Genomic DNA, 26057 nt, shown 5'->3' with positions numbered 1-26057 from the left:
TTACCAGCGATACTTGGCGCGCAGGCGTTTGCGCAGCATCACGGAGCTGGCGGCCAGTGAGGCAACCAGGACAAGGAACACGAAAACGGACCCATACTGCGCACGCTCCGCATACTCGTTCTGCGGGATCTTCGCGGCCAGGGTGTAGATGTGATAAGGCAGCGCCTGCACCGACTCAGTGAAGATGCCTAGGAAGCGCTCCACGCTCTGTTCCCAGTGCGCAAAGATGGAGGCGTCTGCAGGGAGCGGCGGCAGGTCTTTCTGCCAGGGCAGCTTGTCTTTGAACGCCAGCGCGGCGGTAAACATGATGGGGGCCGTTTCACCGGCCGCACGGGCGATGCCGAGGATGCTGGAGGTCAGAATGCCGGGTGTGGCAAAAGGCAGCACGCTGTAGCGGATGGTCTGCCAGCGCGTGGCCCCGAGCGCCATGCTGGTTTCACGGAAACCCTGCGGCACCGCCTGCAGGCACTGCTCGCTGGCGGTGATGATGACGGGCAGAATGACAAAGGCGAGCGTGAAGCCACCGGAGAGCACGCAGGTGTCCCAGCCTTCAAAGCTCAGGGTGGTGAAGCCCAGCGGGATGGAAAACACGGAGCGCTCTGCGGGCACATCGACAAAGGTCGGCGCGGTCAGGACGAAGGCCCCCAGACCAAACAGGCCGAAGACCACGGAAGGCACGCCAGCCAGGTTCAGGATGGCAAGCCGCACCGTTTCGAGAAACTTGCCGTGCCGGGCATACTCGCTCAGGTAGATGGCGCAGGCGACGCCAAGAAACAGCGCCACCCCCACGCTGACGATCACCAGCAGGGCGGTGCCAACGATGGGCCCCAGAATTCCCCCGCCGGAGTACGAGATGGTTTTCTCTGCGCGGAAGTTGTCGCCCAGCTTCTTTTTGACCGCGTCAGATCCGTTCACATCTGTTTCAATGTGGTTGCCCTGCCGGTCTTCGATGACGTGCAGCGTGGCGGGCAGTTCGGTGAGAAACTTCGTGTTCACGAACGGCCATTTCGACTGGAAGGCCACAGGCGCCCCTTTGATGAAGATGTGCAGCATGATCGCCAGCGTGATGAGGACGACGACGTAGCTGCCGATGCGCAGGCCCCAGCGCGCAGCGGTCTCACGCTGCTGGATGCCGGAGCTGTCTCCGGCAAAAGGGTTTTCGTTGGTGGGGGCAGGGTTCATGCCTTGTGGGGTTCGAAGCGGCGTGCCACGGCGCGCGCGCACCAGTTGACGAGCAGCGAGATGGCAAAAAGCACAATCCCGACCATGAAGAGCGCCTGCCAGTGCGAGCTGCCACGGGAGACTTCTCCCAGCTCTTGGGCGATGATGCCGGTCAGGGTGTGTGCCGGATGGAAAATGACGCCGGGTCCGGCGCTGAAATCAGGAATGGCGATGCGATTTCCCGCGACGAGCAGGACGACCATGGTCTCACCGACAACGCGGCCGAGACCGAGCAGGATGGCGGAGAGGATGCCGGAGATGCCAGCGGGCACAATGACGCGGAAGACGGTCTGGAGCTTGGTGGCGCCGAGGGCGTCGGAGGCGTCGATGTAAGCACGCGGCACGTTGTTCAGCGCATCTTCGGAAAGGCTGAACATGGTGGGCACCGCCATGAAGGCGAGCAGGCAGCCGGCATTGAACATGTTGAGGCGTTCCTGGATGGGAAAGCCGGGCACCCATTGCAGCCAGCCCCATTCACTGACGTCCTTGATGAGATTGCCGACAAGAGAGATGCCGATGAAACCCAGCACGACGGAGGGGATGGCCTGGATGAACTCGATGATGGGCTTGATGATTTCCTTCTCCCGGTCGCTGGCAAACTGATTCGTGTAGATGGCGGCCACCACACTGACGGGCGTCGCGATGAGAATGGCAATCGCAGCAATGACCAGAGATCCCGTGAGCAGAGGGACAAATCCAAAGAAGTCCTGCCAGGAGCTGTTCGTGATCCACTGGGTGCCAAAGAAGAAAGCGCCGATAACGCTGAAAATCGAGACCGGTTTGTCCCAGTGCCACCCCTCCAGCCTTGCTGCCGCAGACCTCATCTCACGGGCATGTGCCGGAATCTTTTCCCGCACCTCATTCACCAGCTTCAGAGCGGCCTTGGTCCCGGCTTCTTGAGGCAGCGCAGTGGCCGCTTTTTCAATGACCACGGCGTATTTTTCCACCTGCTCGCGCAGTTCAGCCGTGCGTGCGGTGATCTCCTTGATGCTGTCCCCCAAATTGACGGCTTCGGACACGGACTCCTCTGCCTCCTTGGTCAGGCTGGCTTTTTCTTTCGGGTCGGTTTCTTTGGCGGCGGCCTCCAGGAGGCGCAAGCGGTTGGTCTCGAGCACCTCAAACTCCACGGCCTTTTCCTTCGTTTCCAACGCTTTGGCCTTGAGTTCGTCCACCACCTCCTGCAGCGGCTCCGTGGCTTCTTCAAACTCCTCCTGGGCGGTCACCAGCGCAGCAAACTTGGCGCGCGCCTCACGGTCTTTGGCCGCAAACTCCGCCACGAGTGCCTGCAGCAGCGGCGGCAGGTCTGGGACCTCCGGCGTGAGTGCAGCAAACTCCTGCTGCAACTGCTCGCGTTCCGCCGTGCTGAACAGCGCGGGGTAATCCAGCTCTTTTGCAGCGCTGGCGGAAGCCGCCTGCAGCTCACGGCGCAAAATTTCGACCTGCTCTGTTGCAGGGGGTGTCTTTTCAAGCGCTTGCGTGAGCGATTCACGAGGCCGGGCCGTTTTGTCCTCCAGCTGCCGCTTGAGCAAAAACGCCGCGTCGCGCCGGTCGCGCGCCGTTTTGCTGATGGTTTCCAAGGAAGCGCCCACCGCCTGCCGGAGACTGCTGGAGAGAGCCTGGTTCCGCTGCAGCGGCTGGTCAATGATGTCACAGAACTCCAGCCCCGCACGGCGGTAGGTCTGCAGCTCGCGCTGATAGGTGGGCAGAAAATCGATGCCCTCACGCAGCAGAAACACCATGATGAGCACGAGGACGATGATGGCCACGCTGGCGTTGCTGCCGAAGAAGTATTTGATCACCTTCTGCGGATCGAGCCCGAGAATGGTGCGTTTGCGACTCCTGAGCAGGACACTGCGCAGCGGAGGTCTGCTGGGCGTCGAAAGGCTGTTCATGGGGTGGGAGTCTTGTGGGCGCCGGAGCAAAAAAATCCGGCGGTCGAGAGCATGTCTCTTCCGCCGGACTGCTGAACCGGTCAATCAACAGTTACTTTGCAATGCTCAAAGGAACGAAGCCCGCTTTGCTCACGATGGCGTCCCCGGCCGGGCTGAGGCAAAAGTCGATGAAGGCCTTGGTGGTGCCGGTGGGCTCGCCACTGGTGTAGAGGAAGGTAGGGCGGGACAGCGGGTAGGATTTCACTGCCGCAGGGCTGGGGAAAGCCCCCGCGATGGAGACGACCTTGATGCCTTTCGCACCAGAGTAGGCGTAACCAACGTAGCCGATGCCGTTCGGGTTGGAGCCCACTTCTGCGGCGATCTGCTCGTTGCCAGCCATCTTCTGGCTGTTTTTGCCGTATTCGCGGCCTTTCATGGCCAGGCCGATGAAGTCCTTGTAGGTGCCTGAGGAGGTGTTGCGGGTGTAGACGGAGATAGGGCCGGGAGTGCCGCCGACTTCGCTCCAGTCCTTGATGTCTCCGGCAAAGATCTGCAGAAGCTGCTTTTTGGAGAGGTCGGCGACGGGGTTGTTCTTGTTCACGACGACGGAGATCATGTCCCAGGCCACTTCATATTCCGTGAGAGAGACGCCCTTGCTGCGGCAGAGGGTGCGCTCGTCCGCCTTCACCTTGCGGCTGGACATGCCGATTTCAGCGGTGCCGGAGGCAAGGTTGGTGAATGCGGTGGAGGAGCCTTCCGCGGCAATGTCAAAGCTGACTTTGCCCCCTTGCTTTTTGAAGGACTCGGCAAGTTGTGGCACGAGCTTGGCGCCGAGCGTGTCGGATCCACGGATGCGCAGGGTGGTCTGAGCCTGAAGCGAAAGCGCGGCGGCCAGAGTGGTGACAAGGGTAAGGAAGACGATCTTCATGTGGAGGTTGTAGGATAGGAGGGCTTTGTGCTGGTCCCGCCGCCGGTTCATCGCGGGAGACGGGGCGGATATTGAAGGAAGGGGACGGGCGGTCAAAATGCGCACTGTGACGAAAGCGTCACAAAACAGATAATCAGCGCCTTGCCGAGGCTCAAGCAGCTTTTGAACTGTGAATAACCTGCATTCGTGACGAAAGCGTCACATTAAGAACCTCGCGGGGGAATCAGGTTACAGGCATGTGACATTGCTTCTCAGGGGTGTCTGACCCGCCATGGGGAGCTCCCTGAACTCACCTGAACACCTCACACATGCGCCTCAAACATTCCCGCATCTCCCGTGTCCTGGCTGCTTTTGCAGCCGTCTCCATCGCCTTGCCTCCAACTTTGCCTCTCACTGCGGGCCCGGCCATGGAGAAGCTCTTTCTCATCATGAAGGCCAAAGGCACCCTGAGCCAGGAGGAATATGACATGCTCGTGGCCGCCTCCCGCGAAGAGGACCAGCAAAGGGACAAAGCTGCGGCGGCTGCCGCTCCGGCCACCACCACCCCGGCGCCTGCCGCAGGCCAGCCTGCCAACACCGCCGCCTTGGAAAAGCGCCTGGCCCAGACAGAGAGCAAGCTCGGCAACCTCGAAACCGCCCTCAATCGCGCCGGAGGCACCACGCTGGAAAAACGCCTGTCACAGACCGAAAGCAAGGTGGGCAACCTCGAAAACGCCCTCACCACCACCCGCGGGCAGATCGAGGACATTTCCAAGATCACTGACAACACCTCCCCCTCGACCATGTCCGCCGCAGAGCTGGACGGCCTGCTGGCCGACAAGTGGTATGAACGTCTGAAAATGAAGGGCTACCTCCAGGTGCGCACAGATTCCGTCATGCACGAGGACGGCGGCCAGCTTCACATTCAGAATGACCCCTTCGCCAATGACCAGTCCAGCATCGGCATCCGTCGTGGGCGCCTGGCTTTCAGCGGTGACCTGACCAACCACGTCTATCTCTACTTCCAGGCCGACTTGTTTGGCGGCGTCAATGGCAACGGCGGGGTGCAGGCACGCGACTACTACGCCGACGTCTCCCTGGACCCCGCCCGCGAGCATCGCGTGCGCATGGGTCTGTCCAAAGTGCCTTATGGCTATGCCACGATGCAGTCCTCCCAGAACCGTCTTGCTCTGGAGCGCCCTGAAGCCATCAGCACGGCTGTGGAAGGCGAGCGTGACTTTGGCATCTACTACATGTATGCACCTTATGAGATCCGTGAACGTTTCAAAAACCTCGTCAAGATGGGTCTCCGCGGTTCGGGTGACTATGGAATGATCGCCTTCGGAGCCTACTCAGGTCAGGGCATCAACAAGCCGGACACCAACGGCCAGCCACACTGGGTGGCCCGTGCCACCTATCCCTTTGAGTTCGACAACGGCCAGTTCCTCGAAATCGGCATCCAGGGCTACGCCGGGAAGTTCAACACCACCACGGCGCCCATCAACGGTGTGACGCCCAACAACGGCAATGGCAACAACCGCGGCATCACTGACGCACGCGTCGGCATTTCCGCCGTGCTGTATCCGCAGCCTTTCGGCATCGAAACAGAATGGAACTGGGGCAAGGGGCCTCAGCTTTCCAACGACATGCGCACCATCACCTCCGCGAGCCTGAGCGGGGGTTACGTCCAGGCAAACTACCGCCACGTGTTTGCCAGCCAGAAGGAAGTCATCCCCTTCGTCCGCTGGCAGACCTACAACGGCGGTCGTAAATTCGCCGTCAACGCACCCAAGGACAAGGTGAACGAAGTGGGTGTCGGCGTGCGCTTCATCCCCTATCCGGAGCTTGAGCTCACGGCCATGTTCATGCACGGCATGCGCACCAACACCAACGTGGCTCCCTACAACAATGTGAACTACGACTACCTCGGCATTCAGGCCCAGGTCAATTTCTAAGCCTTTAGGTTGAGGTTGAGACGGAGGTCGGACGCATCGGGAGTGCGTCCGGCCTCTTCATTTTCCGGCACTTAGGCCGAACGGATGCAAGGTTGCTTTGTCTGAGACTTCCCTTAGCTTTCCCCTTGCTCCACCCCCGAGGGCCTCATGGAAACCACTCTCCAGCAGATTTTGTATGTCGCGGCGGCCATCGTTTTTGCCATCGCCTGCCGTTCCTTCCACAACCGCTTCATTCAGAAGCTGGGGTGGCTCTCCCTGCTCGGCGCCTCTTACCTCAGCGGCTATTTCCTGACTGACACACACGTCGGGGGGGCCATCTTTGTCGGCGCCTGGTTCATGCTGCCGTGGATGGAGATCGTCTTCCGCGTGCGGCGGCTGCGATTTCCCATCAAAAGTGAGGTCAAACACCGCTTCCCCCCTTCACGTGAAATCTTTCCGGAACTCTCTGAACTCAGCAGCGAGGCGGAGGACGACGGATTCAGCGAAGTCGGGGACACCGGCTGGCAGTTCAGCCAGACGGACTACTTCATGCGCCTGTTTTACCATGCGGAAAAACGCATGCAGGCCGCCATCGCGCTGGCACAGCAGGGGGAGTTTGGCTTTTCCTACGTCAGCCTGACCTCACGTGCGACAAGCGGAGTCACCTTCACGACGACGAACTACCCGTTTGCCGCCACCATGAAGCACTCGCCCAAGCAGCGGCTGAACCGCTTCACCCATGCAGGTTCGTTTGCCGACCTGCTGGAGCGCCACGAGCAATTTCTCCAAAACGAAGGCATCCGCCTCGAAGATCTGGCACTGCAGGACACCGAGTACCTGCACGCCTACATCGAGCGTGACATGAGCGTGCTCATTGACCACAACATCACCGCCGGCGTCATCGAGCCCACGGGCAACGGTGAATTTCGCTACTCCTGGCGCGGGTGCATCTTTCTCTACTGGCAGGTGGTGAAAGACATGCTGCGGGTGTAATGTCAGGGGCGGGGCAGCCACTCGCGCAGCCTGGCCATCGTGAGCGCCGTGTGGGTGAGCAGGAAGAAATGATCTGCCTGCGGCACGGTGAACTGCTGTGTGAGAGGGGCAAGCTGCCGCAGCTTTCCGATGCGTCGGGCGAAATCTCCCGATTTCACAAAGTGCTCCTCACCACCTGCGATGAACGCCGCCTTGGCAACGCGGGGAAACTTCTCAAGCAGGTCTTCCGGCGGATAGGCCGCGATGCAGATGAGGCGGTCAAAACGTTCCGGGTGCCGCGTGTAGATGTCACAGGCACCAAAGCCGCCTGCAGAGAGCCCCATTAAAACCGGCTTGAGCATCGGCCGCCCCAACCGTGCGCCTACTGCCTGGACACACTCCTCCACATACTCGCCGGAGATGGTGGAGGTGTTGATGCCATAGGCGGGACAGATGATGATGCTATTGCCGAAATGCTCGGCCAGAAGATGCTGATACCATAAAAAACTGCCACCGTAGCCGTGCAGAAACAGCAGCACGGGCGTCCGGGCATCCGCACCGTCGGGGACATGCACCAGCGCGAGGCCTTCCAGTGGATGTTTTTCGGCAAAACAATACGGGAGGGCGGATTCCACGCCGGAGTATGCCGGCGAGCTGGAGATCTGTGTGTAACGCTCCGCCACCAAGGGGCGCATCTTGGCAGCTTGCGCTGGCGTGAGGCTGAGCAGCGAGGGCTGTGACAAAGCGAGGGCGACGATGGCAGATTCTGGCAGCGTGTTCAGCGCCAGCCGAAACATGGGCAGAAGATCTGACGCCGGAGGTCTGAACTCAGGTGGTGGTGCAGCATGTGCCGTCTTCCAGGTGATGCGGACGACTTCATCTGCACACAACGACATGGCGCCATGGAGAAGGACTATCGGAAGCAGCCAGCGCATGCAGAGCATCTTCCCACCGGGCTTGTCTGGCCACAAGACTGAAATGGTTCCGACCAACGGAGTCCCATCACATTCCTGGCGGCCGGTTGCGCGCCGCCTCTGCTGCTGCGCGCTGGGCTTCTTCCTGGGCACGGCGTGCCTGCTCTTCGGCCTGGCGCTGTGCCATCTCCTGCGCCCGTTGCACAGCCTCCTGCTGGGCACGCATCTGCTGCTCTGCGGCGGCGCGGCGTGCCTGCTCCTCCGCCTGGCGCTGTGCCATCTCCTGCGCTCGCTGCGCGGCTTCCTGCTGGGCGCGCATCTGCTGCTCTTCAGCAGCACGGCGTGCCTGCTCCTGTGCACGCTGCATTTGGCGGGCGGTTTCTTCAGCTTGGCGTTGCGCCATCTCCTGCACCCGTTGCGCGGCCTCCTGCTGGACGCGCATCTGCTGCTCTTCAGCGGCGCGGCGTGCCTGCTCCTCCGCCTGGCGCTGTGCCATCTCCTGCGCTCGCTGCGCGGCTTCCTGCTGGGCGCGCATCTGCTGCTCTTCAGCAGCACGGCGTGCCTGCTCCTGTGCACGCTGCATTTGGCGGGCGGTTTCTTCAGCTTGGCGTTGCGCCATCTCCTGCACCCGTTGCGCGGCCTCCTGCTGGACGCGCATCTGCTGCTCTTCAGCGGCGCGGCGTGCCTGCTCCTGTGCACGCTGCATTTCGGCCTCCTGCTGGCGGCGGGCAGTTTCTTCAGCCTGGCGCTGCGCCATCTCCTGCGCCCGTTGCGCAGTCTCCTGCTGGGCACGCATCTGCTGCTCTTCAGCGGCGCGGCGTGCCTGCTCCTGTGCACGCTGCATTTCGGCCTCCTGCTGGCGGCGGGCAGTTTCTTCAGCCTGGCGCTGCGCCATCTCCTGCGCCCGTTGCGCGGTCTCCTGCTGGGCGCGCATCTGCTGCCCTTCAGCGGCACGGCGTGCCTGCTCCTGCGCAGCACGCTGCATTTCCTCCTGCTGGCGCTGTTGCACGGCAGCAGCCTGGGCAGTCGCGGCCTGCTCGGCAGACATCCTCTCAGCGGCCGCTCGCTGCTGCGCGGCGGCAGCTTCGGCCTGCTGGCGTACTTTTTCTGCCTCGGCGGCAGCTGCCTGATCGGCAGCCATGCGTTGCTGCTGGGCTGCCTGTGCCTCCTGCTGGGCAGCGGCCTGCATACGGCTTTTTTCTGCTTCGGCATTTGCGGCAGCCTGCTCAGCGGTCCTGGGTTCTGTCATGGCACGGTCCGGGATTTCACGCTGCCGCCGCTCATGGGCGCGGGTCCTCTCCCGGGCAGCATCTGTGCTGATGATGCCAGCTTCGGCAGCCGCAGTGGCCGGTGCTGGCTCAGCTGCCTTAGTCTCTGTCATTGCAGGCGGTGGCGGGACGGCAGGTGTGACCGTTCCAGGCTCGGCAGCAGGCACAGCTGCGGTCGCGGCTGCCACAGGTGGGACTGAAGGCGTGGCAGCAGGCACGCTGCTGTCCGCATTCTTGCTCTCAGCCCGAACCTCCGGCTGGCGCGGAGCGTCCATGGCTGTCTGCGCCTGACGCTCAGGCTCCCTCTTTGCGCCTGAGCCAGACTCGGGAACCCTCTCCGGGCGCACCCCTTCCTGAGCCGGTGCAGCAGGCACCGCAGGGATGACCTGAAGCCCGCCAGCACGACGCGAAAAATGCGGCTGCGTGCTCCCATACCCTGGGCGCCGCGGCTCTGCCTCCGTGGTCTTCTCTGGCGTCACGGGTGCAGCTGCCGTCGGCTGCACAGCAGCTGTTCTGGTTTCCTGCGGCGGTTCATTGCGCGGCGCTGGCGCGCCATTGACGACCGCCGGAACATCGGCCGCCTGTTGTGAGGGCAGGTTCGGCATACGCCCATGGAAGGGCCGCTGCTGCACTGCGGCGGCTTCTTTCTCCCTGGCAAGGCTCTCGCGGATCTCCGTGACTTCCCGCTGCGGCACGCCCTCAAATCCGCTCATCCGGGTCGGTTGTTGGATGCGGTCTTTGACTTCAGGACGCACGATGCGGGCTCCCGGCTGTGCAGCTGGCAGCTGAACCATGGCCAGAGGCGCCGCAGGCTCCATCCTTCCATGCGGATGCCGCTGCAGAGGCACCTGGTCGGCACGCACTGCCTCCACCTGCCGCTGCGGCACAGAGCGCCCGCAGGCCTGCTCCATTTGCACACGGGGAGGCCCGCCATGACTGGTGAACGCATGTCCCTGCCCCCGGCTGGGGACAATCTGCGTCACATTCACACTGTGCTGGAAAATGGTGGTCTGCCGTGTGACCGGTGCATAGACGTTGATGTAGGTCGGGCTCACAAACTGCGTGGTCTCGATGAATGTATAGCTTGCGGGCCCCAGGCCATAGCGTGAGTCACAGTCGCGATACACGCCGCTGCACGCTCCCGGCTCTGGCGGCAGAGGCGCCCAGCCCACGCAATCGCGGCTTTGACGCCACGCCACCCACGCCGGAGCCCACTCGCTGCCAGGCACCCAGACCCAGCCATAACGTGCCAGGTTCAGCCAGCGGCCGTAGTGGTAGGTGGCCCAGCCAAAAGGCTCGTTTGACTGCCATGCCCAGCCAAGGGACGACCAGACCCAGCAGCCATCCACATACGGCCTCCAGCCCGCCACAGTGATCGTCGGCCGCCAGCAGTAACCGTAGCCGTTCACTTCAAACCAGCGGCCATAGGGCGAGAGGCGCTCGTAGAAGAGCGAATAATCCGGCAGCGCCACGGGCGGCGGCGTCTTGAGCGGTGGCGTGGAATGCATGCGCTGCGCAATGCTGTCACTCTGACGCCGTGCAGCATCCGCCTGAGCACGCAGATCGTCATTCTGACGCTTCAGGGTGTCCAGCGAATCCCGCAGTTGCGCATTCTCACGATCTTTGAGGGACTGCGCCATCTCGGCCAGCTGCTTGTCCATCAGGGCCGTTTTGGTCTCGATCTCCAACGCCTGGCGCTGGAGGGCATCGCGGGCTTCGGCGAGCTGCCCGTCTGTTTCTGCCGCAGGTGGCGTGACAGCCGCAGGCGGCGTGGGTTTGTCACAGCCTGCCAGCGCAAGGACAGCCGAGGCGACACAAAGACAGCGAAAAGACGGTTTCATAAATGTGGGTTGCTGCTCTGACTCCCACCACTGAGATTGTATTCAATCCCTCTTTTTAACGCCGCCGCTTCACCACCTGCTGGGTCTGCCGCGTCTTCAGCATCAGATCTGCCTCCAGCACGCCGCTGAAGTGTGTCAGCGGATAAACGACGCAGCGCCGGCCGATGATGCTGCCGGGGCTGATCACGCTGTTGCAGCCGATCTCGGCGTAATCTCCGAGGACTGCCCCAAATTTTCTCAGGCTGGTGGGAATGACATCCGTGTCTGTTTTGACCGTGACCTCCAGCCGGTCCAGGCGCACATTCGAAAGAACCACCCCTGCCCCAAGATGCGCCTTGTGGCCGAGGATGGAGTCACCGACGTAGTTGTAATGCGGGATTTCGCAGCCGTCGAAGACCACGCAGTTTTTGAACTCGCAGGAGTTTCCCAGCACGCAGCCGTCACCGATGATCACGTTTTCCCGGATGTAGCAGCCGGCGCGGATCTGGCAGTTGCGACCGATCCAGGCCGGCCCTTTGATGACTGCACCGGGCTCGATCGTGGTGCCCTCATCAATGAAGACGTCTTCGCCGATGAAAGCGCCCGGGGGCACCTGAACGCGGATTTCCCGCTGCAGCCGGAAGTCGAGGTAAGATTCGATCCGCGCCAGTGCCGTCCAAACGGGCGAGCCATCCGGAAAAAGGATGCCATGCTTCGTGTGGCTGAGGTCAAGGTAGTCGCGCGCAGAAAACATCAGCAAAGTTCCAAATGTCAGAGTGAAAGGTTCAAGTCTCAGAAGGTTTCATTTCGGGCTGGACTTGAAACCTTGAGCTTGAAAGCAGACCGGCCTAAACGGTCATGATTTCTTTTTCCTTCGAGACAACGTGCTGGTCGATTTCGGCGATCTTCTTGTCTGTCAGGGTCTGGATTTCCTTTTCCATGCGGTGCAGATCGTCCTCGGTGATGTGGCCGTCCTTCTCACCCTTCTTGAGAGTTTCAAGCGCCTCGCGGCGGGCGGAGCGCACGCGCACACGGGCTTCTTCCCCCAGGGACTTGCACATCTTGACCATCTGTTCGCGGCGCTCCTGGGACAGGGCGGGGATGGGCAGGCGGATGACCTTGCCCTCGATGCTGCCATTCAAACCTAGACGCGACTCGCGGATGGCGCGGTCAATGTCCTGGAGTGTGGAGGAGTCAAAGGGCTCGATGCGGATCAGCCGCGCGTCCGGCGTGGTGATCATGGCGAGCTGCTTCATCTTCATGTGGCTGCCGTAGCTCATCACGTGCACATCCATGTTTTCCACCAGCGTGGGGGAGGCCTTGCCGGTGCGCACGGTGGCAAATTCGTGGATGGCATGCTCCACGGCCTTGGTCATAGCCTCGTCGGCCTCCATCATCGTCAATTCGGGGTCCATATGCAGATCAGTCTAGGGTTGGAGTGGGGAACAGCTCAGCCTTTGGCATCCACCATGGTGCCAATGTGCTCGCCCACAAGCGCACGGCGGATGTTGTCGGGCTCGTTCATGCTGAAGACGCCAATGGGCATGTTGTTCTCCATGCACAGGGAGAAGGCGGTGGAGTCCATGACCTTGAGCTGGCGGGTGAGACACTCGTGGAAGCTCACGCGGTCAAACTTGACGGCGTTGGGGTTTTTGGCGGGATCGCAGTCGTAAATGCCGTCCACCTTGGTGGCCTTGAGAACGATCTCGGCATTGATCTCGCTGGCGCGCAGCGCGGCGGTGGTGTCTGTGGAGAAGAAGGGATTGCCCGTGCCGGCGGCAAAGATGACCACGCGGCCCAGCTCCAGATGGCGCATGGCCTTGCGGCGGATGAAAGGCTCGGCCACGTTGTCCATCTTGATGGCGCTCTGCACGCGGGTGGGCACGTCCATGGCCTCCAGCATGCTCTGCACGGCCAGGGAGTTCATGACGGTGGCCAGCATGCCCATGTAGTCGGCGGTGGCACGCTCCATGCCTTTGTTGCTGGCGGTGATGCCGCGCCAGAAGTTTCCGCCGCCCACGACGAGGGCGATTTCGAGCCCGGTCTGGTGCGCTGCTTTGATCTGCGCCGCCATGTCTTCGACGATGGGGGGGGAGATGTTTTCCTGGCTGCCCGGCTCTCTCAGCGCTTCACCGCTGAGTTTAAGCAGAACGCGACGGAATTTTCTAGGGGCGGTGGAGTCGGACATGAAAGATCAGAGTATAACTCATAAAGCATGAGCGCAGGGGCCTTGCAAAGCTAATTCTGCATGGCACTCATCACGGCATGAAAGAAGACCCAACCATCCCCGCCGACGCGCGCTTCGAAACGCGTGCCATTCATGTGGGCCAGGACTACCGCAGCGAGACCGGCGCGGTGATACCGCCGATCTACATGACCTCCACCTTTGAGAGCGGAAATCCCGGGAGCTTTGACTACACCCGCTCCGGCAACCCGAACTTCCGCAACCTGCAGACTACCCTGGCCAGCCTGGAAAACGCGAAGCACAGCACCGTCTTCGCCAGCGGCCTCAGCGCCATCTCCGCCATCCTGTTTTCCCTCAAGACCGGCGACACCATCCTTTCCGAGCAGCAGATCTACGGCTGCACCTACCGCATCTTTGAGAAGGTGCTCAAGCGCTTCGGCGTCAAAATCAAATACGCCAACCTCACCAACCCGGAAAACTACGATCTGATCGCCCGGCTCAAGCCCGCACTGGTCTGGCTGGAGTCCCCCACCAATCCCCTCCTGAAGATCCTCGACATCAAGGCCATCAGTGAGGCCGCGCACAAGGCGGGTGCCGTGGTGGCGGTGGACAACACCTTTGCCTCCAGCCTGCTGCAGCAGCCGCTCGATCTGGGTGCCGACCTCTCCCTGCTGAGCACCACCAAGTACACCAACGGCCATAGCGACGCCCTCGGAGGTGCCGTCTGCACCAATCTGGATGAGTGGCAGGAGAAAATGATCTTCGCCCAGAAGGCCATCGGCCTGCAGCCCAGCCCCTTTGACACCTGGCTGACCTCCCGCGGTGCCAAAACCGAGGCCGTGCGCATGGAGCGCCACTGCTCCAACGCCCTCGAACTCGCCCAACGCCTGGAAGGCCGCAAGGGTGTGAAGAGCGTGAAGTACCCCTTCCTTAAGAGCCACCCGCAGTACAAGCTGGCCAAGAAGCAAATGTCCGCTGGTGGCGGCATGCTGCTGGCCGATTTCGGCCTCAGCTACGCGGACACCCTGGCCTTCATCCGCCGTCTGCGCCTCTTCACCCAGGCCGAGAGCCTCGGCGGCATCGAAAGCCTCGTCGCCCACCCCGCCAGCATGACCCACGCCTCCATCCCCAAAGACGCCCGCGAAGCCGCCGGTGTGACCGACGGCCTCGTCCGCTTCTCCGTCGGCATCGAGCACGTGGAGGACCTGTGGAAGGACATCGACCGGGCGCTGAAGGGGAAGTGATCTCGACCATGTTTTGTGCCACGCCGGCACAGCCTTGATTGTCCCCCCCGGCAATAGCCGCATTCCCTTGCACTTGCGCAGGTGTGAAGAAAAGTGCCGCCCCCAATGACCGATCTGTTTACCCATCCTCTCTGCAATGCCGAAGACCTCGGCAAGGCGATCCCTGATCACGAGCTCGGCGTGTCCGTGTGCCTGCCGCTGTGGAAGCATGTGATCGGCTATGAGGAGGGAGATCAGGAAATCGTCTCCAAGTTCAAATCCGGCTACCCGCGCTTTTGCTGCCCGCCCGCCATCACGCGACTCTTTGCAGCAGCGGAAAAGAAATTTGCCGCATCTGGAGAACGCTGCCTGGTCTTCCCCCGCCCCGTGCATGCGGAGCGCTGCATCAAGTTCATCGGCACCGGCCGCGCGGTGGAATGGACCGCGCACAACCTCGGCGTCGCCATCTTTCCGGCAGACAACTACGTGCAGGCCCGCAAGTTCTGGCGCTTCTGCGGCGAATGCGTCAGCACCCGCCAGGCCTGCGATGCCCTGGGCGAGCACAAGAGCACCGCAACCGCCGAAGAAGGCAAGGCCGCGAACCGCACCATCCGCGAGCGCATCGCCAAACTGGCCGGGCAGCAGCCTGAGGATGTGTTTCTCTTCCCCTCCGGCATGGCGGCCAACTACGCCGTGCACCGCATGCTGACGCACTGCTTCCCGAATCGCAAGACCGTGCAGCTCGACTTCCCCTACGTGGATGTGCTGAAGCTGCAGCAGTTCTTCGGCAGCGGCGCGCACTTCCTGCCGCTGGTGAAAGACAGCGAGTACGAGGACCTCAGCGCCCTGCTGCAAAAAGAAGCGGTGGCCGGCATCTTCTGCGAAGCGCCGAGCAATCCGCTGCTGCGCTGCGTGGACTTCGAGCGCCTGCTCTCCATCCGCGCCGCCGCGCAGCCGGGCGTGCCGATCATCGTGGACGACACCATCTCCACCGTGGCCCACGCGAATGCCCACCGCGTGGCCGATGTCGTGACCACCAGCCTCACCAAGAGCTTCTCCGGCGTGGGCGATGTGCTGGCCGGAAGCGTGGTGCTGAACCGCAACTCGCCCCATCATGCCGCCTTCTCGGCTTTCCTGACGGCGCATGCCGACCACGAACTCTGGCGTGGTGATGCCGTGGCGCTGGAGCTGAACAGCCGGGATTTCACCGAACGCGCCGCCAAGATGAGCCAGAACGCGCAGGCGCTGGCGGATCATCTGCGCCAGCATCCAAAGGTGGACGCCGTCTGGCACGCCAGCCGCGAGGGCGGCAAAGGCTATGAATTTATCCGCCGCGCGGATGGCGGCTACGGCTGCCTCTTCTCCTTCACGCTCAAGAATCCGGAGCAGACCAGCGCGCCCTTCTACGACGCCCTGCGTGTGTGCAAAGGGCCGAGCCTCGGCACGAACTTCACCCTCGTGTGTCCCTACACCCTGCTGGCCCACTACGAAGAACTCGACTGGGCCGCAAGCTGCGGTGTCAGCCGCTGGCTCATCCGCGTGTCCGCCGGACTGGAGGACACGACGGATCTGATCGCGCGGTTTGATGAGGCGCTCGCCAAGGTCTGATCATTTGCGTGACCGCCACCAGTAGCTGAGGAAGTGCCCCAGCCCGCTGAACTTGTGCTGCGGATCGACCCAGCGCTCGATGACATAGAAGGCGAAGTAGTAGGCCCGGCAGAAGCCCCATACGCACAACGCCAGCAGCAGCGCCGTGCGCCAGCTCCAGTTTTCAATGAGCAGGATGGACGCAGACATGAGGCCAATGACGAGAAAGAGCCAGCCTTTCAGCCACATGGCCTTGGTGGATTGCAGGTCTTTCATGGATGGGGCTTGGGTGGCAGCAGCACTTCTTTGATGCGTTTGGCTTTTTCGATCACCTTCTGCGCCTTTTCGATTTTTGTCGTGGGCGGTGGCGAAGTCGATGGCTCTGGCACCGCAGGCTTTTTCGGCCACGCAAAATAAAGAACCACGGACAGCAGACTCAGCGCCAGCGTCGTATGCAGGCAGCTGCGAATGAGATACCGTGTCTCCTCCGGCAGCTTTCTCTGTCGTCGTGGCCCGGCGAACTTCGTGCAGCGGCATAGCCAGAGCACGCCGTAAACGATGTTCTCCACCACATAGTACAGCAGCTGCAGAAGCCGGATCACCAGCTCCACCGCTGCTTGAGCCAAGGCAGAGAAAATGTCGCCTACCGCATCCATGGTGCGGAACCGTAAGCCGATGCTCCGCGATGTCGAACGATCACTTCTTCTCCAGCTTCACGTAATCCAGCCCCACCATGTATCCCGGCACCGCATCCGCATGCTTGCCGGTGATGGTGAAGGTGAGCTGATGCTCCCCGGCGCCGAGTTCGTGGGTGCCCCAGTCGAGCTCATCGCTGTGGATGACCTTGGAGCCGTTGTACCCATCCCATGCGGTGGCTATTGGTTTGTCATCGAGTGAGACATCGATGATGGCGTAGTCTCGCGCCAGGGTAAGCGCGGCTTTCAGGGCGTATTTCCCTTTCTCCGGCACCGGCAGTGCCAGCGTCAGTTTCTGCCCCGGCTTGGCCCCCGTCCACCAAAGCTGTGAGGCCCCGCTCCACTCGGCTCCAAAGCCACCCATCCCCTGCGGCTTGGCATTGCCGCCCGTTTTGTTCAAGACCTTCAGCGACTCGCCTTCGATCGCTCCGGGTATTGTAATACCGGCTTTAGCCGGTCCGGACGCCCCGCTCTGCAAATACTTCACCAGATCAATCACCTGCTCCGGCTTGAGCGCATCAAACAACCCCTCGGGCATCGTGCTGAGCTTGGACACCTCGCGCTTCGCGATGTCCGGCTGCGGCAGGGTGAACTCCACACCGCCCATCATCGCGATCTTCACCGCGGCGGGGCTTTCCTCCTTGATGACGCCGCTCATCACGCGGCCATCCTTCATGGTGAAGAGGTTGAGCTGGTAGGCCTTGCCGATCACCGCATTCGGATCGAGCACGTTTTCGAGCAGGTAGTTCAGATCCGCACGATTGCTGCCCGTGATGTCCGGTCCCACGCTCTGGCCTTCGCCAAAGAGCTTGTGGCACTGGCCGCAGGTCATGGTGAAAAGCATCTTGCCCTTCGCCAGATCCCCCTTCGACAAAGCCGCAGCCGTCAGCAGCTCGCGATACTTCTTCGTCCGCTCGCCCAGGTCCGCCTTCGGCGCGTTCACATCACCCCAGGCCGATTTGATCAGCGCATTGATCTCCTTGTCATCAAAAGCCGTGAGCTGGCGCACCAGGAAGGGAGAAAGCGCCGTGGCAGGCACCGCCTTGGCCTCCACGGCTTTCAGCAGCTCTTTGGAGCCCTCTTTCGTCGAAGCCAGCGTGTTGACCGCATCCGGCAGTTCATTCGCAGAGAGCTTCGGCAGCAGCGCCCCCAGCACCTTCGGCGTTCCCGCATCTTTGAGCGAGGCCAGCGCCTGAATCGCCTTGCGCCTCAGCGAAGCCGGAGCGTCCTGCGTGAGGATCTGCTGCAGGAGCTTAGCCGTGCCCCCATCGCCAGTCTGGATGAGGACACCAAGCGCCTTCTCGCGCTCATTCACCGGTGCACTCGCTAGTGCCAGCCGCTCGCGGAATGTTTGCAGTGCGTCCGCATCGCCAAACAAAGCGCTGAGCTCGGTCACCAGCTGTTCCGTAGTCCCGGCTTTAGCCGGCACGCCGGCCTTAAGCTTCGCCGCAGTCGCCGCCCAATCCTGCGGCATCGCCAGCTTGCCCGCACCACGTGCACTGCTCAGGATCATCCCCAGCGTCGCCTCACGCTTGGCCGCATCCGGCTCCTTCGTCAGCTCCGAAAGCATCGAAGCCCGCCCTGCATCATCTGACGACAGACGGCGATAAATGAACTCCGTCACCTTCGGCAGCTTCGACACCGCAGCCAGCTCCAGCCCCACCTTCGGATCCGCACCCACAAGCGGCTCGATGCCATACCAGATCAGCAGCGGGATCATGGGATCGTCCTTGTCTTCGCCATGCTTGAGGAGAGCAGTGGCAAGGGATTTGCGTTGGTCTTGCGGCAGTCGCTGGAGCGCGGAGGCAATTTCGCGGCGGACGAGGGGTGAAGGATGTTTTTGAGCTGCGTCATTCAAAATTCGAAGATCTGTGCCCGCGAAACCCACCTGTGATGCAGCCAGTCGAACGCGCTGCGCATCGAACCACGCATCCTGAACAGCAATGATTGGCTTTTGAAGATATGCCTGGGGCTTTAAAATGAATCCAAGCCATTGATAACGGATGGCTTCCTCTTGAGTCAATATCTGTGGGGGCTCTTCGTCAGACCAAAAGATCTTAACCAGCAAGGATGTTATTTTTTCTTCTGACGCTGGATCCGATTGGAACCTTTCCATCAGCACCCTCCTCGCCATCCGCGACTCCCACTCGTTCTCCGTCTGCACCGCGAGCTTCGCCAGCGCCTCATCACTCTCCTTCGCCAGATCGCCTTTCCACGGTTTCCAGCCGTCGTAGCTGATGCGATAGATGCGCCCATTGCTCCGGTCCCAATTCTCCACCGCATTGCTCCCTCGGTGGCAGATTTGTTCATCGCTCCAGTCACTGACATACAGCGCACCATCAGGCCCCACCTTCTGCGTCACCGGGATGAAGTGCATGTCATTGGCACGCATAAAGTCACTGCCGTGCTTGCCCACATACGTGCTCGCATGCGGGTCCGTGTAGTTCGTCACCAGGCGATGCCCATGAAGATTGCCGAAGATGAGCTGATTCCGATACGTCGGCGGAAAAAGGCTGCTCTGATAAATGGCCAGTCCGCAGTGCGCGTGGCCGCCGCCGAGGGCGTTGGTGTCATCATTCACGATTCCGGCACCCGTGGTTTTGTCGAAAGCGACATCAGGACGCGCACTGCCCGCATAGTGCGCATGGTCGGCGATGGTCTTGATGTCCTCATACGTGTAGGGATTGAAGTGCTGCCCGGCCTGCCGCTGGTAGCGCCCGCCCGGCACGATGTGGTAGAGATGCGGGATGACGCAGGCGGTGACGAAGAACTCGCCGTACTGGTCGTAGTCCAGCCCCCAGGGATTGCTGGTGCCTTCGGCAAAGATTTCAAACTCATGCCTCACCGGGTGGTAGCGCCAGATGCCTGCATTGATGGGCTTGCGCTGATCATCCGGCGTCCCCGGTTTGCCCACCCGGCTGTGAGTGAAGACCCCGTGGCAGCCATACAGCCACCCGTCCGGTCCCCAGATGAAACTGTTCAGCGTCTCATGCGTGTCCTGGCTGCCCCAGCCATCGAGGAGAATTTGTGCATTGAAGCTCAAACCAGGAACCGGGCTTATCATGCTTCCGCCAATCGGGTCGGGTCTGTCATCATGATCTCGATCAGGAATAAACATCAAATACGGTGCCGCCCCCACCCACACACCGCCAAAGCCCAGCTCGATCCCGCTCACTAGATTCAGTCCTTCACAAAAGATCTTCTTCGTCTCAAAGACACCGTCGCCGTCCTTGTCTTCAAGAATCTTGATGCGGTCCTGCCCCGCACCCACCTCACGCGGTTTGGGGTAGCTGTTTCCCTCCACCACCCAGATGCGTCCGCGTTCATCAAACGTGAACGCAATGGGCTGCACGAGGTCCGGCTCCGCGGCGATCAGCTCCGCCTTGAAGCCGCCGGGAAGCTGCAGCGCCTTGAGCGCATCCTGGGGAGACTGGCCTTTCGCATAATCCTTCTGCGGTTTCAGCCCCGGTCCGTACATCTTCTTCGGCGTCAGGTCCGCCGTCGTCTCCTTGCGCTCCTGCGTGAGGACGAATACCCCCGCCTTGTTCCCCACCACGATGTCCGGCAGTTTGTCGCCGTTCACATCGCCCACCTGCACGTCCACGCCCACACCGCTCTCGGCATCGACGAGGTGCGGCACAAAATCCACCCCGCCCTTCCCATCGCGCTTGGTCTGATACCAGTAAATGACACGATGCCCGTGCTCATCAGGATCATGCCCGTTGTGCGCCCAGTAGCGTTTGCCGGTGACGATGTCCTTGATGCCATCGCCATCGATGTCCGCCAGATACGCCGCATGCGGCTGGGAGAAGACGATGCCGTAGTCGTTGTCCTGCGGCTGCTCGCTGGCCAGCATCACACGCTGCCAGTTCGGCTGGTCAGGTGCAGGCTTGTTCTGCAAAAACACCGCCACGCCATAGCGATGCGCCGCAAGGCTGGTGAAAACGTCATTCGTGCCATTGCCATCAAAGTCATACGCAAACATCTGCGCGCCACCGCCCACGCCTGCGGCGAAGTTGTGCTGCTCCCACGTCGCACTGCCGGGCTTGTTTTCCCACCAGCGGCGCGCTTCCAAAAGATCGAGCTTCCCATCACCATTCACATCACCTATGCCGAGACCGTGGGTGAACTTCGCCACCTTCATGTCATCACTCACCGCCACAAAAGGCCACTTCTCCGTGGGCTTCTCCCAGTTCGGCGCGAACCAGCCAAACTTGCCCCCGGTGCTGCACACGATCTCCGGTTTGCCGTCTCCCGTGATGTCGGTGAAAACGGGCGACTCATTGTCCACCACATCCGCCACGATGTGCATGGGCCAGGGCTTGTCGTCATGCACGCCGGGGTTCAGGTACAGCCTCGCCTCCTTGCCGGGAAAGCCCAGGATGAGAATGTCGTTCTTCTGGTCGGCGTTGAAGTCGTGGACGTAGGCGAAGAAATTGTCCGAGTAGCCGTTGATGCTGAAAATCTTCGGCTCGTAGTAGGCGTGCTTCTTTTCAAACAACGGCCCCTCCCACCAGAACGGCCCCGCGACCACGTCCGCCTTGCCGTCGCCATTGATGTCGCCGATGGTGGCGCCTTCGGAATAAAAGTCGCCGTGAAGCTGCTGGCGCTTCCAGGTGATCTGGGTGGCAGCGTGAACGGTCGTGGCCGCAGCGAAAGCGAGAAGGAGCAGGCGTTTCATGGTTGTGAGAACCAAACGCTATCAGAAACCGGTGCGAGCGGACAAGTTTTATGAGGAATCGGCCATGCTTTGTGAAAATCCAGCCATGCCGGATTCACCACCGAGAGCGCAAAGAAACACAAAGCTCCTGATTCATATCTCTGTGCCTCTCTGTGAACTCTGTGGTAGTTCTCTCGGCCCTCCATGACGCCCCCCGCCAGCTTCGTCCTCAGCCCAGCCCCCATTCCCACCACCCCCTCCGAGTTTCAGCCTGGAGAGGGGGCCGAGGCGCAGTTTCTCGGCGTGGTGCGCAGCCAGGAGGACGGGCGGACCATTTCCGGCATCGACTACAGCGCCTACCTGCCCATGGCGGAAAAGACATTGCAAGAGCTCGTTGACCGCGGCCAGCGTGAGCACGGCCCGCACCGTGTCTTCATCCAGCACCGCCTCGGCTTCGTGGCTGCGGAGCAGCCGAGCATCGTCATTCGCGTGCAGACCAAGCACAGCGCGGAGTCCTTTGACCTGTGCCGCTGGTATTTGAAGGAGATCAAAACCAGCGTGCCGATCTGGAAGCGCGCGGTTTTTGTGGGGTGAGCGCCCTACTTTTCGCGTCCCGCAAAGACGCGTGACTTCACCTCCTCCCACGCGGCAAGGGCTTCCGGACTGGCCTCATGGTCTGCGAGGCGCCGGTCCAGCAGTTTCAATACTGCAGCCTCGTCGAATGCCTCAGCATCCTCGGCATCGGCTGAGTTCAGCAGTTCCTCGGCCAGTCGCCGTTTGTCACGGGAACTGAGCTGCCGGACAGCGGGCAACGTTTCCAAAATCACGCAGGGAGTTTACCTCTCCCGGAATCTCCTGACAACGTGCAAAATGCTCCTTTCCCTCGTTGCCCGAACTCGTATCCCTTTCACATTCCCCTCCCCATGCCAACGCCCCCCTTTCACTACCAGGAACTCCTCGAACTCGGCACCGACGACACCGAATACCGTCTGCTGACCAAGGAGCACGTCTCCGTGCAGAAATTTGGCGAGAAGGACGTCCTCGTCGTCGATCCCGAAGCACTCACCCTGCTGGCCAACCAGGCTTTTCATGACATCAATTTCTTCCTGCGCCCGAAGCATCTGAAGCAGGTGGCCGCCATCCTCGACGACCCTGAGGCGAGCGAAAACGACCGCATGGTCGCGCTGACCATGCTCAAGAACGCCGACGTGGCCTCCGCAGGGCTGCTGCCCTTCTGCCAGGACACCGGCACCGCCATCATCATGGGCAAAAAAGGCCAGCAGGTCTGGACTGGCGGCGGTGATGAGGCTGCCCTGTCCAAGGGCGTCTATCTCGCCTACACGGAGAACAACCTGCGCTACTCCCAGAACGCCGCGCTGAACATGTTCGACGAGAAGAACACCGGCACCAACCTGCCCGCTCAGCTCGATCTCTACGCCACCGACGGCGACGTGTACAAGTTCCTCTTCATCGCCAAAGGCGGCGGCTCGGCCAACAAGGCCTTCCTCTACCAGGAAACCCGCGCCGTGCTCAATCCGAAGAGCATCGTCAAGTTTCTCAGCGACAAGATGACCTCTCTCGGCACCGCCGCCTGCCCGCCCTACCACCTGACCTTCGTCATTGGCGGCACCTCGGCGGAATCGACGATGAAGCACGTCAAGCTCGCCTCCACCAAGTACTACGACAACCTCCCCACCACCGGCAATGAGCACGGCCGCGCCTTCCGCGATGTCGAACTCGAAGCCCAGATGCTGCAGGCCGCGCGCGAGTGCGGCATCGGCGCGCAGTTTGGCGGCAAATACTTCGCGCTGGACGTACGCGTCATCCGCCTTCCACGCCACGGCGCTTCATTGCCCATCGGCATTGGCGTCTCCTGCTCGGCCGACCGTCAGGCCAAGGGCAAGATCACCAAGGAGGGCGTCTTCATCGAGAAGCTCGAAACCAACCCGCTCCAGTACATCCCCGAGGAGCTGCGCCACCGCAAGGACACCAACGCCGTGCGCATCGACACCAACCGCCCGATGGCCGAGATCCGTGCCGAGCTGAGCAAGTACCCCACCACCACGCGCCTGCTCATCAACGGCCCCATCATCGTCGCCCGCGACATCGCCCACGCGAAGCTCAAGGAGATGATCGATGCCGGCAAGCCCCTGCCCGACTACTTCAAGAACCACCCTGTGTACTACGCCGGCCCGGCCAAGACACCCGCAGGCATGCCCAGCGGCAGCTTCGGCCCCACCACCGCCGGCCGCATGGACAGCTACGTGGACATCTTCCAGAGCCACGGCGGCAGCATGGTCATGATCGCCAAGGGCAACCGCGGCCAGCAGGTCACCGACGCCTGCAAAAAGCACGGCGGCTTCTACCTCGGCAGCATCGGCGGCCCCGCCGCCATCCTCGCCAAGGAAAACATCAAGAAGGTCGAAGTCGTCGAGTTCCCCGAGCTCGGCATGGAGGCCATCTGGAAGATCGAAGTCGAAGACTTCCCCGCCTTCATCCTCATCGATGACAAGGGCAACGACTTCTTCCAGACCGTGGGTCCGGGCTGCTCGGTGAAGCATTGACACTAATTTAATATTGTTGCCACGGTAATAAGCCCCACAAGGGATGAGTGAACAAAAGCGGTTTTGCCTGTCGATAACTTGGCCGTTCGAACAAGCGGTCAATGATCGAAGATTTCCGATTTTGCCATTCGTCTAATTGCCTTGAAAACACCTGCCAGTTTTGATGAGTGTCCCCAAATACAATCCAGAATAGCACCGCGTCCACAGATGGGTATTTGTTCAGAACAGCGCTAGCCAGGCTTTGCAATGCGCACGGAACGTTCAAAAAAGTAGAAAAGCATACCAAGTTTATATCGTCTGAAATCACATTCGGAAATTTGGCTGTTCCACGCAATGCATCTGTTACAAAGCGATCAAGATCCATTTGGTTTGCCGCTTCACTTCGATGTTGATTGAACAACGCATACTCAACACTCGAAGTTAAGTTCTTTACCTCCAAATTCACGCGATGTTGTCTACCCGACTGGTCAATTGGAATCGTTAGCATGCTCCAGTCGACAGTTTTGGAGTATGTTGCAAGATCATCCGGTTTTGGAAGCAGACTATGCTCATGGGCAATGGTCTCCGGAACAACGTCATTCCATAAACCCAGCCAGAACAATTCGGCTATCGCGTTGATGTGTTTGCGAGGATGCTGCAGGTCATTTTTCAACCTTTTGTCCTTAAGCCACAAGTGTGGCAGTTTATTTCTTGCTGTCCTAAACACATCGCAAACCCACCGCAGGTCCTCGCTATTAAAGCCCGTCCCTTCTGTGTTTGCTTTTGTAAGCAGCTCAAACTTGCTGGAAAATGGTAACGCTTTCTCAAAAGAGTTTCTGTCTTCCCCAAAATGATAACGGACGATCGGAATCTTATAAAAACCGCTTCCGATTCGAACCCGAATTTTTTTTGGCGGTAAGAGCTTAAAACTCTCTAGACCAATCCAATCCAAGTCTTCTTTCAATTGGCTCGCGTAACCCGGCAGTTCATCGCGCCTCAGATACCCATTAGAGATGTACCCTTCGTATCCATAATGCAAAGCTGCCAGCAGGTCACTTTCAGAAATCATGGCGATTTATACACTATGAGCCGGAGGCTCGCAGGAAATTAGCCGGTGGTGAAGGGAGCGCAGCGACCGGGAACCACCGGATCTACGCCCATCATCCCGCGCACCTGAAGGACGCGCCCGGTAGGGGCGCGAGAAGTGTGCGCATCCCCCCACGACATGCGCCGCATAATGCAGAGACACCTTCTCGCTTCCTTTCCGAGGACGACGTTGGTTTGAGTGCGTATGGTTTGGTTGTCCGAAAAAGTGAGTTTGAATTCTTCCCAAGCCGCGTTCCCATCATCCATGCACAATCCCCTCATCCGCGTCACCATCTGGAACGAATTTGTCCACGAACGGCAGAATCCCACCGTGGCCGCCATCTATCCTCAGGGCATCCACGGGGCGCTGGCGGAGTCGCTGTCCAAACATGGCGACCTCGTCGTCCACACTGCGACGCTGGACGAGCCGGAGCAGGGACTGCCGCCTGTGGTGCTGGATCAAACCGACGTACTCATCTGGTGGGGCCACGCGGCGCATGATCAAGTGAGTGATGAACTCGTCACCCGTGTACAAGAGCGGGTGCTCGCCGGCATGGGGCTGATCGTTTTGCACTCCGGCCATTTCTCCAAAGTCTTCAAGCGTCTCATGGGCACGAGCTGCGCGCTGTGCTGGCGCGAAGCGGGCGAGCGCGAACGCGTTTGGAAAATCAATCCCGGCCACCCCATCGCCGCAGGCATCGGCGACTGCATCGAGATCGAGCAGTCAGAAATGTATGGCGAGCCATTCGGGATCCCGACGCCGGACGAGCTGGTCTTTGTCTCCTGGTTCCAAGGCGGCGAGGTGCTGCGCAGCGGTGCGACGTGGACGCGTGGCAGCGGGCGCATCTTTTACTTCAGCCCCGGCCACGAAGTGTATCCCATCTACCACCTGCCGGACGTGCAGCGCGTCATTGCCAATGGCATCCGCTGGGCCCGCCCACAAGGCGAAGCCGCCAACACACCGCGCCACGTGCCGGTGGAGCAGGCGCGCGAGAAGATCGAGGTGCGCGGCGGCACGGTGCATGTGGAAGACGGCAAGCTGGCCGGGCATTGAGGAGCGCGGAATTCATTCCGCAGCAGGTCGGCCGCGCCTGGCGGGTGTTTTTTCATCTCAGAGTGCGCAAACACGCTGACTCTTGGCTTGTAAGAGCGCAGGCAAAAGCGGAGTTGG

General features: G+C 60.9%; 20 protein-coding genes. 7 read left to right on the top strand and 13 right to left on the bottom strand.

Annotated features, from left to right (window positions below):
• The 3 genes from pstA to ACZ5WW_RS16510 form a co-directional block, all read right to left on the bottom strand.
• On the bottom strand, positions 1-1182 hold the full coding sequence (gene pstA, locus ACZ5WW_RS16520; RefSeq protein ID WP_377166267.1) for a phosphate ABC transporter permease PstA: 1182 nt from the start codon (positions 1180-1182) through the stop codon (positions 1-3).
• On the bottom strand, positions 1179-3113 hold the full coding sequence (pstC, locus tag ACZ5WW_RS16515; RefSeq protein WP_377166269.1) for a phosphate ABC transporter permease subunit PstC: 1935 nt from the start codon (positions 3111-3113) through the stop codon (positions 1179-1181). The genes pstA and pstC overlap by 4 nt, the downstream gene beginning before the upstream one ends.
• Positions 3114-3204: 91 nt before the next feature.
• Positions 3205-4020 carry a PstS family phosphate ABC transporter substrate-binding protein gene (locus ACZ5WW_RS16510; protein ID WP_377166271.1) on the bottom strand — a complete coding sequence of 272 codons (816 nt, stop codon included), beginning with the start codon at positions 4018-4020 and terminating at the stop codon, positions 3205-3207.
• A 308-nt stretch (positions 4021-4328) separates the two neighbouring features.
• On the opposite strand from ACZ5WW_RS16510, the gene ACZ5WW_RS16505 reads away from it, so the two are divergent.
• Positions 4329-5954, top strand: coding sequence for a porin (locus ACZ5WW_RS16505; RefSeq protein ID WP_377166273.1), 1626 nt, complete (start codon positions 4329-4331; stop codon positions 5952-5954).
• Positions 5955-6101: 147 nt separating this feature from the next.
• Complete coding sequence (locus ACZ5WW_RS16500; protein ID WP_377166275.1) at positions 6102-6926, top strand: hypothetical protein; 825 nt, start codon at positions 6102-6104, stop codon at positions 6924-6926.
• Between the two features lie 2 nt (positions 6927-6928).
• Here ACZ5WW_RS16500 and ACZ5WW_RS16495 read toward each other — a convergent pair whose 3' ends face one another.
• From ACZ5WW_RS16495 to pyrH, 5 genes are all read right to left on the bottom strand, one after another.
• On the bottom strand, positions 6929-7840 hold the full coding sequence (locus ACZ5WW_RS16495; RefSeq protein ID WP_464694162.1) for an alpha/beta fold hydrolase: 912 nt from the start codon (positions 7838-7840) through the stop codon (positions 6929-6931).
• Between the two features lie 67 nt (positions 7841-7907).
• On the bottom strand, positions 7908-10928 hold the full coding sequence (locus ACZ5WW_RS16490) for a DUF6600 domain-containing protein (protein WP_377166279.1): 3021 nt from the start codon (positions 10926-10928) through the stop codon (positions 7908-7910).
• Positions 10929-10983: 55 nt separating this feature from the next.
• The gene (locus tag ACZ5WW_RS16485; protein ID WP_377166281.1) at positions 10984-11661 is read right to left on the bottom strand and encodes an acyltransferase; all 678 of its coding nucleotides are present in this window, start codon (positions 11659-11661) and stop codon (positions 10984-10986) included.
• Positions 11662-11755: 94 nt separating this feature from the next.
• Positions 11756-12322, bottom strand: a complete 567-nt coding sequence (frr, locus tag ACZ5WW_RS16480) for a ribosome recycling factor (RefSeq protein WP_377166283.1) — start codon at positions 12320-12322, stop codon at positions 11756-11758.
• A gap of 35 nt (positions 12323-12357) precedes the next feature.
• Positions 12358-13095 carry a UMP kinase gene (pyrH, locus tag ACZ5WW_RS16475; protein WP_377166285.1) on the bottom strand — a complete coding sequence of 246 codons (738 nt, stop codon included), beginning with the start codon at positions 13093-13095 and terminating at the stop codon, positions 12358-12360.
• Positions 13096-13172: 77 nt separating this feature from the next.
• Between pyrH and ACZ5WW_RS16470 the strand changes: the two genes are divergently transcribed.
• Together ACZ5WW_RS16470 and ACZ5WW_RS16465 are read left to right on the top strand one after the other, a co-directional pair.
• Positions 13173-14336, top strand: coding sequence for a trans-sulfuration enzyme family protein (locus tag ACZ5WW_RS16470; RefSeq protein WP_377166287.1), 1164 nt, complete (start codon positions 13173-13175; stop codon positions 14334-14336).
• A 105-nt stretch (positions 14337-14441) separates the two neighbouring features.
• A complete protein-coding gene (locus tag ACZ5WW_RS16465; RefSeq protein WP_377166289.1) occupies positions 14442-15923 on the top strand; it encodes a PLP-dependent transferase in 1482 nt (493 codons plus the stop codon).
• On the opposite strand, the gene ACZ5WW_RS16460 is transcribed toward ACZ5WW_RS16465, so the two are convergent.
• From ACZ5WW_RS16460 to ACZ5WW_RS16450, 3 genes are all read right to left on the bottom strand, one after another.
• Positions 15924-16178: a hypothetical protein gene (locus ACZ5WW_RS16460; protein ID WP_377166291.1), complete on the bottom strand. Its 255-nt coding sequence runs from the start codon at positions 16176-16178 to the stop codon at positions 15924-15926.
• Positions 16175-16528, bottom strand: coding sequence for a hypothetical protein (locus tag ACZ5WW_RS16455; RefSeq protein ID WP_377166293.1), 354 nt, complete (start codon positions 16526-16528; stop codon positions 16175-16177). Before ACZ5WW_RS16455 ends, ACZ5WW_RS16460 begins: the two co-directional genes overlap by 4 nt.
• 70 nt (positions 16529-16598) lie before the next feature.
• Positions 16599-21278 carry a PVC-type heme-binding CxxCH protein gene (locus tag ACZ5WW_RS16450; protein WP_377166295.1) on the bottom strand — a complete coding sequence of 1560 codons (4680 nt, stop codon included), beginning with the start codon at positions 21276-21278 and terminating at the stop codon, positions 16599-16601.
• A 183-nt stretch (positions 21279-21461) separates the two neighbouring features.
• Between ACZ5WW_RS16450 and ACZ5WW_RS16445 the strand changes: the two genes are divergently transcribed.
• Entirely contained in the window at positions 21462-21851 is a 390-nt protein-coding gene (locus ACZ5WW_RS16445) for a molybdopterin synthase catalytic subunit (RefSeq protein WP_377166297.1), read from the top strand.
• Positions 21852-21856: 5 nt separating this feature from the next.
• On the opposite strand, the gene ACZ5WW_RS16440 is transcribed toward ACZ5WW_RS16445, so the two are convergent.
• Positions 21857-22084 carry an addiction module protein gene (locus ACZ5WW_RS16440; protein ID WP_377166299.1) on the bottom strand — a complete coding sequence of 76 codons (228 nt, stop codon included), beginning with the start codon at positions 22082-22084 and terminating at the stop codon, positions 21857-21859.
• A gap of 96 nt (positions 22085-22180) precedes the next feature.
• On the opposite strand from ACZ5WW_RS16440, the gene ACZ5WW_RS16435 reads away from it, so the two are divergent.
• Positions 22181-23821, top strand: coding sequence for a fumarate hydratase (locus ACZ5WW_RS16435; protein WP_377166301.1), 1641 nt, complete (start codon positions 22181-22183; stop codon positions 23819-23821).
• Between the two features lie 7 nt (positions 23822-23828).
• On the opposite strand, the gene ACZ5WW_RS16430 is transcribed toward ACZ5WW_RS16435, so the two are convergent.
• On the bottom strand, positions 23829-24869 hold the full coding sequence (locus tag ACZ5WW_RS16430) for a hypothetical protein (RefSeq protein WP_377166303.1): 1041 nt from the start codon (positions 24867-24869) through the stop codon (positions 23829-23831).
• A gap of 282 nt (positions 24870-25151) precedes the next feature.
• On the opposite strand from ACZ5WW_RS16430, the gene ACZ5WW_RS16425 reads away from it, so the two are divergent.
• Positions 25152-25940, top strand: coding sequence for a ThuA domain-containing protein (locus ACZ5WW_RS16425; protein ID WP_377166305.1), 789 nt, complete (start codon positions 25152-25154; stop codon positions 25938-25940).
• Positions 25941-26057: the final 117 nt, after the last annotated feature.

Source organism: Prosthecobacter fluviatilis, from assembly GCF_055388355.1.
This window is presented reverse-complemented; position numbering and strand designations above follow the sequence as displayed.